The organism is Mycobacterium sp. GA-1199, assembly GCF_001500045.1.
Taxonomy (GTDB): domain Bacteria; phylum Actinomycetota; class Actinomycetes; order Mycobacteriales; family Mycobacteriaceae; genus Mycobacterium.
Genome location: NZ_LQIX01000023.1, coordinates 22967 through 36958 on the forward strand (window position 1 = coordinate 22967; position 13992 = coordinate 36958).

14 protein-coding genes are annotated in these 13992 nt (G+C 68.1%); 4 read left to right on the plus strand and 10 right to left on the minus strand.

All coding sequences use genetic code 11. The annotated features are described in order from the left end of the window. Window positions 1–12 precede the first annotated feature (12 nt). From AU198_RS15375 to AU198_RS15390, 4 genes are all read right to left on the minus strand, one after another. Window positions 13–1299 (minus strand): glycosyl hydrolase family 79 N-terminal domain-containing protein, encoded by a 1287-nt coding sequence (locus AU198_RS15375; RefSeq protein ID WP_064349020.1) that lies wholly within the window; start codon window positions 1297–1299, stop codon window positions 13–15. Window positions 1300–1310: 11 nt separating this feature from the next. Beyond that, window positions 1311–1631: a hypothetical protein gene (locus AU198_RS26440; protein WP_064349021.1), complete on the minus strand. Its 321-nt coding sequence runs from the start codon at window positions 1629–1631 to the stop codon at window positions 1311–1313. Between the two features lie 82 nt (window positions 1632–1713). Continuing rightward, window positions 1714–3078 (minus strand): hypothetical protein, encoded by a 1365-nt coding sequence (locus tag AU198_RS15385; RefSeq protein WP_064349022.1) that lies wholly within the window; start codon window positions 3076–3078, stop codon window positions 1714–1716. Further along, window positions 3075–3947, minus strand: coding sequence for an SMP-30/gluconolactonase/LRE family protein (locus AU198_RS15390; RefSeq protein WP_064349023.1), 873 nt, complete (start codon window positions 3945–3947; stop codon window positions 3075–3077). The genes AU198_RS15385 and AU198_RS15390 overlap by 4 nt, the downstream gene beginning before the upstream one ends. An 81-nt stretch (window positions 3948–4028) precedes the next feature. On the opposite strand from AU198_RS15390, the gene AU198_RS15395 reads away from it, so the two are divergent. Continuing rightward, window positions 4029–5396: a sugar porter family MFS transporter gene (locus tag AU198_RS15395; protein WP_197416124.1), complete on the plus strand. Its 1368-nt coding sequence runs from the start codon at window positions 4029–4031 to the stop codon at window positions 5394–5396. Between the two features lie 7 nt (window positions 5397–5403). Next, a complete protein-coding gene (locus AU198_RS15400) occupies window positions 5404–6507 on the plus strand; it encodes an FUSC family protein (protein WP_064349025.1) in 1104 nt (367 codons plus the stop codon). Between the two features lie 11 nt (window positions 6508–6518). Here AU198_RS15400 and AU198_RS15405 read toward each other — a convergent pair whose 3' ends face one another. Continuing rightward, a complete protein-coding gene (locus AU198_RS15405) occupies window positions 6519–7292 on the minus strand; it encodes an enoyl-CoA hydratase/isomerase family protein (protein ID WP_064349026.1) in 774 nt (257 codons plus the stop codon). Between the two features lie 122 nt (window positions 7293–7414). On the opposite strand from AU198_RS15405, the gene AU198_RS15410 reads away from it, so the two are divergent. Together AU198_RS15410 and AU198_RS15415 are read left to right on the plus strand one after the other, a co-directional pair. Next, a complete protein-coding gene (locus tag AU198_RS15410; protein ID WP_064349027.1) occupies window positions 7415–7822 on the plus strand; it encodes a YciI family protein in 408 nt (135 codons plus the stop codon). Window positions 7823–7833: 11 nt separating this feature from the next. Further along, window positions 7834–8982: an RNA polymerase sigma factor gene (locus tag AU198_RS15415; RefSeq protein WP_064349435.1), complete on the plus strand. Its 1149-nt coding sequence runs from the start codon at window positions 7834–7836 to the stop codon at window positions 8980–8982. On the opposite strand, the gene AU198_RS15420 is transcribed toward AU198_RS15415, so the two are convergent. The 5 genes from AU198_RS15420 to AU198_RS15440 form a co-directional block, all read right to left on the minus strand. Further along, complete coding sequence (locus AU198_RS15420; protein WP_064349028.1) at window positions 8979–10448, minus strand: amidase; 1470 nt, start codon at window positions 10446–10448, stop codon at window positions 8979–8981. The two genes, AU198_RS15415 and AU198_RS15420, sit on opposite strands and share 4 nt — an antisense overlap. Before the next feature lie 47 nt (window positions 10449–10495). Beyond that, complete coding sequence (locus tag AU198_RS15425; RefSeq protein ID WP_064349029.1) at window positions 10496–11206, minus strand: maleylpyruvate isomerase family mycothiol-dependent enzyme; 711 nt, start codon at window positions 11204–11206, stop codon at window positions 10496–10498. 3 nt (window positions 11207–11209) lie between these two features. Further along, entirely contained in the window at window positions 11210–12031 is an 822-nt protein-coding gene (locus tag AU198_RS15430) for a fumarylacetoacetate hydrolase family protein (RefSeq protein ID WP_064349030.1), read from the minus strand. 1 nt (window position 12032) lies between these two features. Further along, on the minus strand, window positions 12033–13109 hold the full coding sequence (locus tag AU198_RS15435) for a cupin domain-containing protein (protein ID WP_064349031.1): 1077 nt from the start codon (window positions 13107–13109) through the stop codon (window positions 12033–12035). Between the two features lie 74 nt (window positions 13110–13183). Then, window positions 13184–13963, minus strand: coding sequence for an IclR family transcriptional regulator (locus AU198_RS15440; RefSeq protein ID WP_064349032.1), 780 nt, complete (start codon window positions 13961–13963; stop codon window positions 13184–13186). Between the last annotated feature and the right edge of the window lie 29 nt (window positions 13964–13992).

Sequence of the window (13992 nt, forward strand, 5' to 3'; positions counted from 1 at the left end):
CGGGGCGGCCCCTCAACGACACGCGTTGTTGCCGGCCCCGGGCAAGGCCAGGAACGTGACGGTCGCCGGTTCGAATGTGACGTCTCCCGCCGGTGTCGGTTCGCCAACGAGTGGCGGCATCTCATCGTTGGGGCCCAACTTCAGTTCGGTCCCGTTCAACTGAACGCTCTTGGCCTGGAGGTCATCTGACGACATCGACGAGAGGGTGTAGCTCTCACCGGGGGTCGGGATCGACAGCGTCTGAGGTGCCTGCCTGTCGTTGTTGATCACCAGCAAGGCGACACCGCCGGGGGTGCCGCGCAGGCAGTGCGCGTAGACGTGGCGACCGGTTTCGATGGGTATGCCCGAGTCCAGAACCGTCGTGCCCATGAGATTGCGCCACAGCCACGCGCCCCAGTAGTTCGGCTTCGGGGTCAACGTCTTGTCATCCAGTAGGCCGTAATCGCTGGCGACCAGCGTGTTGTGGGCGACCACCGCCACCTCCTGCCTGGCCAGTCGTCCCAACTGGTCGAGATATCGGAAGGTGTCGAGAAATGTTCCGCCCCAGGGGTTTCCGCCACATGCGGCGTCGGCGGTTTCGGTATTCCAGAACTTCTTACCCCGCTCGAATTCGTCGCGGAGCGTCCGGTAGAACTCGAGGGTCTGGTCGGTGCGCCGCAGCCACTGTTCGGTGAGCGCATCCTCGGGAGATGTCTGATTTCCCATCTGAATACACCGTCGCGAGACGGCACCGTAGTGATGGTAGGAGAAGGCGTCGACGCTTGCCGGTTGGGACTGCGCGAGCAGATCCCTGGTCTTCAGGAGGCCCTGGGCGCCGTAGGTCACGCCCCAGTCGCCGGTGGTCTCGCCGACGGAACCGGGCCCGAGGACGATCATGTCGGGCACCCGCTGGTCGGCGAACGCGCGGAACGACTGGAAGTCTCGGCCGTAGTCGCCCGCGTCATAACCCGTTGGCGCACCGCCCATTTCGGCTGCGGTCGGTTCGTTCATGAACTCGGCCGCGGCGATCTTCCCGCCGGCGGACTCGGTGAAATCGATCCACCGGCGGGCCTGCTCGGGTGTCCAGGCGCCCGAGGGATTCCGCGTACCTGTGCCGGTCGCGAACGACGTGGCGATCCGGGCGTCGACCGCGTTGGCGAAGTCGATGACGCCTTTCCACTGCTCGTGCGTCAGTACGCCCATGAAGCCAGGGGGCGGCTCCGTGAGAGCCTCCGCCGTCTCGGGGAAGTACGTGGTGTTGGCCCACGTACCGCTGACGCGCACATAGGCGGGACCCAGTGCGGCGGCGAGCGTGCGCAACCGCGGGTTGCTCAGGTCGATCGGCGGGCGGTACTCGTAGAGAGCGGGATCATTCCCGACGGCGTGTCGCTGTCTTCTGGCGCGCTCGACGGCGACGGTTCCTGCAGCGCGGCTTCCAGTTCCGGACCGTAGGGTTTCCAGAATTTCCCGCCCGTCACCTCGAGCATCTCGACGTTGTAGGACTGGTACCGGTCGTCGATCGTGCCGACGTGACCCATGTCGGCGGGGGCGACCGAATCAGACGACTGCTGATTGGGTTCGGGTTCGGATTGGCATGCGGCGATGAGCCCTGTCACGCACACGAGCGCCCCCAGTCTGACGATGTTTCTCATCCGCACTCCAGCCAATCGTTGTCGACCCGCTCAGCAGGGCGCCTACCCCGTGGCGACCGGGGCAAACGTTTGACGGTGCCGCTCACCGCGCGGGCCCCGGGTCGTGCGCGATCGGCACCTGGGCGCCGGCCGGGTAGGTGCCGAGCGGAAGAAGTCCGCTGTCCCATTGCCGCAGAACGGGATCGAAGATTCGCCATGCTTCGACGGCCTCGTCGCCGGTGACCGAATACTCCTGGCCGCCGGTGAGAAAGTCGGAAAGGACGTAGCCGTAGGGCGGCAGGGCGGCCGGGGGAACCGGTGCGCTCAGCGACAACGGTTGATTACCCGCCGGCGGGCCCAGCGAGGAGCCGAGCATTTCCAGTCGAATGTCGTCGGGGCCGTCGATGCCGACCCACAGCGTCTGGTGGGCTCCTGCGTAGTGCACCACGAGGCCCTTACGCCGCTCGGGCAGCGCCTTACCCGCCCGCATCACGAACCTGGTGCCGCGCCAGCGCGGCGTGTCGATCTCGAGATGGACTTCGGCCAGCGTCTCTGTTTGCCGCTCCGGGTCAACGCCGGGTTCGTTCACATAGTCCGGCACCGGTGTCCCGTCGGGAAGCACGCCGCTGGTGTAGCGGGCGCGGTGGGCCTTGAAGGTACCGTCGGGGCGTTGCGCGGCACGGGTTTTGCGCAACAGGGCCAATTTGGCCGCGTGGATGTCTGCGGACGCCGAAGTCGTCGGTGGTTCCATGGCGGCGACGCACAGGACCTGGGTCATATGGTTCTGCATGACGTCGCGGAGGGCACCGGCCTTGTCGTAGTAGGACGCCCGTCCTTCCAGAGCAAGCGTCTCGTCCCACAGCACGTCGATCTGCTCGATGTTTTCGTGATTCCAGGTGGCAGCGATCAGGGAATTCGAGACGCGAAAAGTCAACAGGTTGTGCACGTTCGTCATCCCCAGCGCGTGGTCGACACGATAGGTCCCGGCTTCGCCGGCGTCCCCGACGGCGCGCAGCAGAAACGCGTTGAGTTGTCGGGCGTTTCGCTCGTCGGTGCCGAAGGGTTTCTCGACCGCGACTCTGCTGCCCTCCGGCAGTGCGGTGCCGCTCAGCGCGTCGAGCGCGGATTCGACCAGAGCGGTCGGGAGGGCGATGTACACGCCGAGGGCGCCGCCGCCGCGAGCGATGTCGGTTACGACGCGGCGGACGGCATCGGCGTCGGTGACGTCGAGTTGTCGATATGCCGCGGTGCCGGCGAGCCACTGTCCGACGTCGTCGCCCGTGTCGTCGGCCGCGGCGCGATGGACATGGGTTCGGAATTCGTCGTCCGTCCAGTCGTCGAAGGCGGCCCCGATGAGCCGGAACCCGGTGGGCAGCGCGTCGCACGCGCGAAGGCGAGCGAGCGCGGGTATCAGCAGTCGCGACGTGAGGTCACCGGTGGCGCCGATGATCAACAATGTGGCGATCATCCGGCGTACTGCCTTACCGGGCGGCCCGTCACCCCGGGCCGAGTGCTGAAAAGCGAACCGGCGAGCGGGTCTTCGCCGGGCGCCAGTCCTTCCCGCGACGTGGTGATGAACAGGGTGCCGAGGTCGTCGCCGCCGAACGCACAGGCGGTGACCTTGGGCGTGGGCAACGTGATCACCGCGTCGAGCCGGCCGTCCGGTGTGTACCGGTGCACGGCGCCACCGCCGGACAGCGCCGTCCAGACTCCGCCCTCGGCGTCGACGGTCAGCCCGTCGGGTCGGCCGTCGTTCGGGATTTCGACGAACGACCGCCGGTCGTGCAAGCCGATGTCCTCGTTCCACGAGAACGCGTCGACGCGGTGGGTGTCGGTGTCGTTGTAGTAGGCCAGATTGTCGTCGGGGGACCAATCCAAGCCGTTGGACACCGTGACATCGGTGAGAACGACGGTGACGGTGCCGTCGGCGGCGAGGCGGTACAGCGCGCCCGCGCCGGCCCGTTTGTCGTAGGCCATGGAGCCGCAGTAGAAGGATCCGTCCGGTGCGCATCCGCCCTCGTTCATCCGCACGGTCGGGTCCGACCACACCGGCGGCAACGGCACCGTCGAGCCGTCCGGCTCCTCGAGGAGGAAGCCGCGCTCGACGGCGATGACGGCTCCTCCGCCTCGGCGCGGTCGTAGCGCCGCGGCGATCGTGCCGACCCTGGTCCGCGTGACCGAGCCGTCGTCGGCGAACGACAGGATGTCACCTGCCGTCATGTCCACCCATCGCAGACCGCCCCAGGTGGGTGACCACACCGGTCCCTCGCCGTGCGAGGCGATCGAATCGGTGAGGCGGTCGACGTCCACGGCGCCTGTTATCCCCCGATACGACATGGTTAACCCTCACTTGATCGTCAATACCGTCTTCTGTGGCCACGGGACGCCACCGCGATCGCGATGACGAGGAGGACCGCCATGGCGGTTCAGGGCACCGGAAAAGCGACACTCCTGGCGGCCGCTGCCGCGTGCGGCGGATTCCTGTTCGGATTCGACACCTCGACGATGAACTCCGCGATCAACGGCATCGCGCCCAGCCTTGCGCTCAGCAGCGGACAGGTCGGCTTCGTCACCGCGATAGCGCTCATCGGCGCGGCCGTGGGGGCGTGGTTCGCGGGCGGGATCTCGGCGCGGTTCGGTCGCGACAGGGTCATGGTGGGCGCCGGTGCCCTGATCGCTGCCGGCTCGGTGCTCGCGGCACTGGCCGACGACGTGTGGGTGCTCGGCGCGGTGCGGATCCTCGCGGGGTTGGGTATCGGTGCCGCGAGCGCGGTCGTGCCCGCCTATGTCTCGGAGATCTCGCCTGTGCAGATTCGCGGGCGCCTTGGCACGTTCTGGCAGTTCGCGATTGTCTTCGGGCAGTTCCTCGGATTGCTCAGCGGCTACCTGCTGGCCAGTCTCGGTGGCGGTTCCGAGTCGGGCTCGGTGCCGTGGGGCGGGGCCGCGTGGCGCTGGATGTTCGCCGTCGTCGCGGTCCTGGGACTTGCCTACGTCGTGATGGGGCTGCGATTGCCGGCCTCGCCGGCCGATCTCGTGCGGTTCCAGCGCTACGACGATGCCGCCCAGATGATGACCGAACTGGGCGATGAGGCGCCGAAGGAACGGATCACCGCGATGCGGGCGCAGCTCGACGAGGATCGGTCAAAGGCCGGGCTCGCGGCGCTGCGCGGAAACCGGATGGGCCTCAAAACCATTGTGTGGGTAGGGGTTTTACTCGCAGCGTTTCAACAGCTCGTCGGCATCAACGTGGTGAAGACCTACTCCAACGCCGTGTGGCAGTCGGTCGGGGTGCCGGTGGACGCCTCGTTCATGGTCAGCTTGATCACCGTCGGCGTGAGCATCGTCAGCACCGTGATCGCGATCGCCATCATGGATCGGGTCGGCCGGCGCACCCTGCTCATCGCCGGGGCGCTCGGTATGGTGCCGTCGCTGGCGACACTGGCGATAGTGTTCGGCAGTGCTGTCGGCGAACCGTCGCTGACCCCCGGGAGTGGCATCGCGGCGCTGGCGGCGATGAACGTCTTCGCCGTCGCATTCGGCATCACGTGGGGGCCGGTCATGTGGCTCATGCTCGGGGAGCTGTTCGACACTCAACTGCGCACCGCCGCCGTGGCGGTGTGCACGGCGGTGAACTGGCTGACGAATTGGCTCATCACCCGGACGTTCCCGCTGCTGGCCGACATCGGTCTCGGCTTCGCCTACACTCTCTACACGGTATTCGCGGTGGCCGCCTTGGTGTTCGCGTGGAAGATGTTGCCCGAGACCAAGAATCGCACACTCGACTGACGCACCCATGGCTGATGTCGCACGCGTCCGCACGCTGATCGGAACCCGGGCCAAGACCGCCGGGATCGACGCCGGCCGTCGGATCAGAAACGTGGCGTGGCCGGTCCTGCAGCAGAGCGCCGCGGCGACGGCGGCGTGGGTGCTGGCGCTCTACCTCGCCACCGATCACGTGCCGTTCTTCGCGCCCGTCGCCGCGATCGTGGCGCTCAACACCCGACTGGGCGGCCGAGGCCTGCAGGCGGTGCGGCTCCTTCTCGGCGTCACGGTCGGCATTCTCGTCGGTGCTCAGGCCACCCAGCTGCTGGGGATCCGCCTGATCGCCCTGCCGCTGGCGGTTCTGGTGGCGATGCTGTTCGCCGCCGCGGTAGGCGGTGCCGCGGTGACGATGGCCCAGAGCGGTGCCAGCGCCGTTCTGACGGTCACCATTCCGTACGGCGGCGTCGGTGGTTTCCAGCGGTTGTTCGATGCGCTTCTGGGGGTTGCCGTGGCACTGGTCTTCAGCCAGCTGCTCTTCCCGCCGCAGCCGCTGCGGCTCATGCGCCGAGCCGAAATCGCTGCCCTGCAGAAGATGGCGCTGGGTTTGCGGCACACGGCCGCAGCCCTGAACGGCGATGTCGACTCCGGGGAACAGGCCCTCCGCACATTGCGCGAGGTTCGCCAAAGACTCGATGATGTCGGCTTCGTCTCCTCCGCCGGGCTTGCCATCGCCCGACGCTCGCTGACCTGGCGACACCAGCGTCGTCCCGTGGTCGCCGAACAGGAGGTCGCCGCACAACTCGAGTACGTCGGCCCCGGCTGTCTGACCGTCGCGCGGACGGCACTGGCCGTCGCCCCGCAGCAGCGCGCGCCGTTGACCAAGGCCGTCGAGTCGATCGCCGACGCGCTCGAGCTTCTCGCCCTCGATCCGGCATCGGCGGCGGTGCGGTCGCGAGCAGCCGATCTGCTGACGACGACCGCGACGGAACTCGATTCCGATGCCGCCGACCACAGCGACGTCCACCACACCGACGATGGCCGGCGGATCGCGATCGCATCCATCGACCTTCTCGTCGAGGACATCCTCGAGTTCTGTGGCATCGGGCCGGGGCCGACACCGGCGGCGCGCGGCTGACGGGTGTGAGGTCAGCGGCCGCGCCATCGCGGTGCGCGCTTCTCCCGCCACGCTGTGATGCCCTCGCGCACGTCCTCGGTCGCAGCGGCCACCTTGCGCATCGTCTCGCCGAACCGCACCGATTCGATCCAGCCCATGTTGGCCGTGCGCCAGGCCACCTCCTTGGTGGCGCGTTGCGCCAGCGGGGCGGCCTCGGTGAGGGTGCGCGCCCAGGACCGCGCCTCGGCCTGCAGGGCGGCGGGTTCGACCAGACGCCACACCAACCCGATCTCCTTGGCGCGTTCGGCGTCGATCGGCTTACCGGTCAACAGCAGTTCCATCGCGTCGGCCCACCGGACGCGTTCGGGCAGCCGGATCGCACCCACGATCGTGGGCACGCCAAGCGACACCTCTGGGAACGCGAAAGTCGCTGTGGTGGAGGCGATCACGAAGTCGCAGAACAGCACACCGGTCAGGCCGTAGCCGATGCACGGTCCGTTGACCGCCGCGATCGTCGGCTTGAACAGTTCCATGCCGCTCTCGAACGAGTTGATCGTCGGCTTCTCCCAGAACGTGCCCCCGAAGGTGCCGACCGAGCCCTCGCCGTCCTTGAGGTCGCCGCCGGCGCAGAAGACGTCACCGTTGGCGGTGAGGATCCCCACCCACGCGTCCTCGTCGTCGCGGAACCGCTCCCAGGCCGCGTTCAGGTCTCGCCGCACCTCGCCGTTGATCGCGTTGCGCGCTTCGGGGCGGTTGAGGGTGATGGTGGCGATGTGATCGTCCAACTCGTAGGTGACGAGGCTCATGGCTGCACCCTAGCCAGGTGACATCGCGCCGATGTCTGACGATGTCAAGAATTCCGCGATGGCTCCGTCCCAGGGGTGAGCGACCAACTAGGGTCGCGACCCGAACGACAAAAGGAACAACGATGGCCAAGTATCTGCTGCTCAAGCACTACCGAGGCGCGCCGGCCAGCCTCAACGACGTGCCGATGGACCGGTGGACACCCGAGGAGATCGAGGCGCACATCAAGTACATGAACGACTTCGCGGCGCGCCTTCAGACCACAGGCGAGTTCGTCACCCATGCGGCCCTGGCGCCGGAGGGCGCCTGGGTGCGCTCCGACGGAGAAGGTAAGCCGCCCGTGGTCGACGGCCCCTTCGCCGAAACCAAGGATCTGGTCGCCGGCTGGATGGTGATCGACGTCGATTCCTACGAACGCGCCGTCGAGTTGGCCGGAGAACTGTCGGCGGCCCCGGGTGCGGGCGGGCGGCCGATCCACGAATGGCTCGAGGTCCGGCCGTTCCTGACCACCCCACCGACGGTCACCGAGTGAAGCCCGGCGCGGTGGACGAGGCGGCGCTGCGGGACCTGATTCCCGCGGTCCTGGCGACCCTCGTCCGCCGCGGTGCGGACTTCGCGACCGCAGAGGACGCGGTCCAGGAGGCCCTGCTGCGCGCGCTCGACACCTGGGATGACCGGCACCCGGAGGACCCGAAAGGTTGGCTGATCACCACCGCTTGGCGCCGGTTCCTCGACCTCACCCGCTCCGACGTCGCCCGGCACCGGCGCGAGCAGCAGGCCGCCGACGAACCGGCCCCGGGCCCGGCCGCGCCCGTCGACGACACGCTGCAGCTGTATTTCCTGTGCGCGCATCCCAGCCTCACCTCGGCGTCGGCCGTCGCGCTGACGCTGCGGGCCGTGGGCGGCCTCACGACCCGCCAGATCGCCGCCGCCTACCTCGTACCGGAATCGACGATGGCGCAACGGATCAGCCGGGCCAAACGGACCGTGAGCGACGTCCGCTTCGACCGTCCCGGCGATCTTCACACCGTCCTTCGCGTGCTGTACCTGGTGTTCAACGAGGGCTACACCGGCGAGGTCGACCTGGCCGCCGAGGCGATCCGGCTCGCCCGCCAACTCGCCTCGGCCACCGACGATCCCGAGGTTGCGGGCCTGCTCGCCCTGTTCCTGCTGCACCATGCGCGGCGCCCGGCGCGCACCCGCTCCGACGGGAGTCTGGTACCGCTCGCCGAACAGGACCGGCGGCTGTGGCGGCGCGACCTGATCGCCGAGGGCGTCACCGTCCTGCAGGCCGCGTTGGCCAGGGACCGGTTGGGGGAGTACCAGGCGCAGGCGGCGATCGCCGCACTGCACGCCGACGCGCAGAGCGCCGGCGAGACCGACTGGGTGCAGATCGTGGAGTGGTACGACGAGTTGGTCCGCCTGACCGACAGCCCGGTGGTGCGACTCAATCGCGCCGTCGCGGTCGGCGAGGCCGACGGGGCGCAAGCGGGATTGGCGGCGCTGTCCGAACTCGATCCGGTCCTGCCGCGCTACACCGCCGCGACCGCTTACCTCACCGAGCGAGCCGGGGACCTCGCTACGGCCGCAGCGCTTTACGTGGAGGCTGTGGACAAAGCGCAAAACCTGGCCGAGCGCAACCATCTGACCTTGCAGGCCGCGAAGCTGCGTCAGCGGATGTCGGGCCCCTAGACCGGGGCCACGCGATCGGACCAGGGCATCGCCTGCTCCAACTGGGCGGCCAGCCGGATCAGCAGCGACTCGCCCGCCAGCGGTGCGACGAACTGGACCCCCAGCGGCAGCCCGTCCGCGGTCCAGTGCAGCGGCAGCGAAATCGCAGGGCGTCCGGTCAGATTGGCGAGCTGAGTGTAGGGCACCCAACCGAGGTTCTTGTCCACCATGTCGTCGACGATCTTGGTGTAGCGCAACACTTTTGCCGTGCGCGTTTTGATCAGCACGTCCGCGGCGCGTTGCAGCACGACCGGTAGATCGAACTCACCGATGGTCGGCGGCGGGGTCGCCAGGGCGGGGGTCAACAACAGGTCGTACGACTCGAAGAACGTGGTGAGCCTGCGCGTGTGCTCGTGGCGCCGCTCCACGGCGTCCACGTAGTCGACGCCGCTCGTGGCCCGGCCGAGCGCGGCAAGGATGAGGGTGTCGCGTTCGAACGCGTCGTCCCCGGCGCCCGAGATGCGTTTGGCTTCATCGAGTTCCCACGCGGTGTAGACGAACCACGTGAGCAGGAAGTCGCGCGCCAGGGCCGCGTCGTCGAAGGGGGCACGCGGAAGCTCGTCGACGTGGTGGCCGAGTTCGGTCAGCGTCCGTACGGCCGCCTCGACGGCGGCGGCGGCTTCGGGATGCGGTGACGGGTTGATCGCCGACGGTACCCACACGCCGATACGGAGGGTGCCCGCATCGGCTCCCACACAGGACGCGAATGTCGAGGACGGGATGGCGGGCACGTAGGGTCCCCACGGTTCGCCACCGCGGATGACGTCGAGCATCGCGGCCGTGTCCCGGACCGTGCGCGACACCACGCCCTGCACGGCCGCACCGTGCATGGACTCACCGGTCGCGGGTCCTGACGGCGTCAAACCGCGGCCTGGTTTGAGCCCGACCAGTCCGCAGCATGCCGCAGGTATGCGAATCGAACCGCCGCCGTCGTTGGCGCCGGCGCACGGCACGATCCCGGCCGCGACCGCGGCCGCCGACCCACCCGACGAACCGCCCGGCGTCCGGGTCAGGTCCCACGGGTTGCGGGCCGGGCCCCACGCGTCGGGCTCGGTGATCCCCTTGGCCCCGAACTCGGGGGTGTTGGTCTTACCGAATATGACCAAGCCGGCGTGCTGCCACCGCCGGACGACTTCTGAGTGTTCGGCCACCGGTTCTGACATCAGCGCGCGCGATCCCCGCGACGTCGGCAGCCCCGCATAGTCCTGGGCGAGATCCTTGATCAGGAACGGAACGCCCGAGAACGGGCCTGCCGCCGCATCCGCGGGCGAGGCCGGGACGTCACGGACGATCGCGTTGATTCGCGGGTTAACCGCGGCCGCACGGTTCCTGGCCAGGTCCAGCAACTCCGCGGCCCTCACCTCTTTGTCGGCGACGAGCTGTGCCAAGCCGGTCGCGTCGTGACGGCGGTATTCCTCGAAGTTCACGGTCTGACCGTATGACGCACAGCCCCGGTACGGCGAACCACCCCGTGTCAGAGCCAGGGCGGCGGGTCCGGCGCGTCACCGTCGAGCCCGACCGCCCCCCGTCCGGCCGCCCACCGCACCACCGAGGGCAGCGGCCCGCTGATCGTGCGCCGACGCAGACCATCCCCGATGAACACGGGCGCGCTTCCGGTCACCTCGAGTACCAGACCGTCGCCCAGGCTCTTCTTCCGCCACATCGCCACGATGTCGGACAGCAGTGATTCGAGCACGACATCGGGTAGGTCGCCGAAACGCCCGCCGTTGTCCATGTCGACGGCGTGTATCCAGACCTCGCGGGTGCGCATCCAGACCGTTTCGGACGCCGGGACGATACGGCCTTGTGCGGTGCGGACCTCTGCCGACCACGCGGAGGACGGCAGCGTTCGCCATTGCTTGTCGAGCCGGGCGACGGTGTGGTCGAAGAGGTTTCGCAGCGCGGCTGCGCTGAGTGTGGCGCCTTCCTTGATCTCCTGGCTGCGCTGCTCGGTGGATTCGTACATCGGAGTTTCGATGCCCGTGAGGGCCCAATCCAGCAGACGGCACAGTGCCGCGGCGTTGTAGCCGACATGGGCCACCAGGTGGCGACGGGTCCAGCCGTCCAACAGGGTGTCGCCGTCGAGCGCCTCGTCGCCCAGATCGGCGAGATGCCGAGCGAAGTACGATGTTCCGCGCCGAGCTATCAGCAGCCGCTCCTGCAACGCGAGATCATGAAAGCTCATGTCTCACTTCACGATCGTCTTGTTCTTGACCGAGCCGATGCCCTCGATGCTGATCTCGATAGTCTGTCCGTCGCCGATGTAGCGGGCGGGCTTGCGCGCGTGCCCGACACCGCCGGTGGTTCCGGTGATCACGACGTCGCCGGGCTGCAGGGTGACGATGTGGCTGATGTAGTCGACGAGCGCCTCGGGTGTGAACACCAGGTCGTCGGTGCTGGCGCGCTGGACGACTTCACCGTCGAGGCGGGCCTCGATGGTGGTGCCGAGCGTGTAGTCGGTCACCAGGTGCGGGCCGAATCCACTGGTCTTCTCGAAGTTCTTGCCTTGATCCCACTGCAGTGTGCGGTACTGGAAGTCGCGCATGGTGTAGTCGTTGATCACCGAGTAGCCGGCGATGTACCCGGCAGCCTGCGCTTCGGGCACCTGGTAGGCCGGCTTTCCGATGACGAACGCGAGCTCGGCTTCCCAATCCAACTGTCCTGCAGCATATTCCGGAACGACAACGTCGTCGTAGGGTCCGGTGAGCGCGTCGGCGAACTTCGCGAACAGCGTCGGGTGCTGCGGCAGTTCGCGGCCCATCTCCTTGATGTGGGTGGCGTAGTTCAGCCCTACGCAGACGATCTTGCCGGGGTGCGGAACCACGGGTGCGTAGTCCGCATCCGCGAGGCCGATTTCGGCACCGGCGGCGCGCTCGGCGATGACCCGCCAGTCGGGATCCGCGAGCAGCGCGGAAAGGTCGGTGTAGCCCGGGATTACGGTGGCGGTGTCGGCGCTGTCGACGCGGACCGCGGCGGTGCCGCCGGCCATGCGCAAAGTGGCGAGTTTCATGTCAGGCTCCTTGGTGAGTGAGGGTGCGGTTGAATCCGAGCCGCTCCATGATCGGAGCGTCGGAGAAACTGAACAGGTCGAGTTGGGTATCGGCGCACACCGACCAGTCGACCCACGAGGGCACGACGATCAGGTCGCCCTTGGCGACGAGGTGAACGGAGTCGCCGAGCCGGAACTTTCCCTCCCCGTCGAACACCTGGTACACCGTCGACCGGACCTCGCGTCGCGTCCGGGTCAGCGCGTCGGCGCGCAGCCGGTGGAACTCGGCGCGGATCGTGGGCAGCACGTCGCCGCCGGTGGTGGGGTTGGTGTAACGCACCGCGGCGTGGCCGGGTTCGACGGTGGCGGCGAAACCCTCGTCTTCGAGCGCCAGCTGTTCGCGCAACGCGGCGTCGGTGTGCTCCCACCGATAGGCGGCGATCGGCGAGCTGTTCCGCGCGTCGAGCCCCACCAGCGGCCGCAGGCCCGGGTGCGCCCACAGCCGTTCGGAACGGGAGATGTCGGGGGTGGATTCGTCGGTGACCCCGTCGGCGCCGAATTCGAAGAACCCGGTGTCGGTGTAGTGCACGAACGGGGTGTCCAGGCCGTCGATCCAGGCCATCGGCTCGTCGGTTTCGTTGTGGTGGCCGTGGAACGCCCAGCCGGGGGTGAGCAGGAAGTCGCCGCGCCGCATCGCCACGGGGTCGCCGTTGACGACGGTCCACACGCCTTCGCCCTCGATGACGAACCGGAATGCGTTCTGGCTGTGCCGATGCTCCGGAGCGGTTTCCCTCGCGCCGAGATACTGGATCGCGGCCCACAACGTCGGGGTTGCGTACGGCACGCCACCCAGGCCGGGGTTGGCCAGTGCGATCGCGCGTCGCTCGCCGCCGCGCCCCACCGGGACCAACTCGCCGGCGCGCCGAGCCAGCGGATACAGCGTGGACCATCTCCAGACGAACGGGACCGCGCGCGAGGTCGGCGCGACCGGCATCAGCGAGTCCAGTTGGGTCCACAGCGGGTTGAGGTTGGCTCGATCGAACTCCGTGTAAAGCCGGGCCAACTCATCGACTTCACGGACGGGTGTGATGGTGGTCATGCTGTGACGCTAAGACGGTCCACACCACAATCGATACTTAATTCTGCTCTACAGAATGTTGCTCGTCTGTGGCCTCACGCGTCGACGTCGTCGAAGCGGGCGTCGAGGTCCACTTCGATCTCGTGCACCGCTCGGCGCAACTGGGTCACCAGGTTTCCGTGCGTATGCCGCTTGTAGCGGATGATGGGCACCGCGACGCTGATCGCGCCGATGGCCCGGCCCCACCGGTTGTGCACCGCGGCGCCGAAGGCGGCGACGCCTTCTTCGGTCTGCTCCACGTTCAGCGCGAAGCCCGCCGCGCGAATACCTGCCAGCTCGGTGGTGAACCTCGCGAGTTCGTCGGGCGTGAGACCGGTGTAGAGGCGCCCGATGAGCGCATCGTCGAGTTCGGCGAGAAGCGCCCGTCCGCCCGCCGTGCGTTCGGCGGGCAGCACCTGGCCCTTGCGGTCGCCCACCCGCAGCATCGCCGTGGACTGCGCGGACGTCAGGAACCGGACTTGCGTACCGACCCGGATCACGAGGTTGACCGTCTCTCCGCTGACCAGTGACAGCGTCTCCATATGCGGCGTGCAGACGTCGGTGAACTCGCGGGTCCAACCGCGCTGCGCCGGCCCGGCGCCCATGGCCGGTCCCGGGTGGTACAGCCGTCGTTCGTCCTGCACTGCGAAGCCGCGGTAGACCAGCATCGCCAGCAGTCGGTGCGCGGTCGACGGCGCGATCGCCAATTCCTCCGCGGCCTCCTTCAGTCGGATCGCCCCCACGTCGCGCAGCATCTGCAGCAGGCGCAGCGCATTGTCGACCGACTCCAGCAGGTAGCTCGGCGGTTCGAGCGCCGGACCCGGCTTTTTCTGCACAGAAGAACTATATTGCCCGCCAGTTGTGG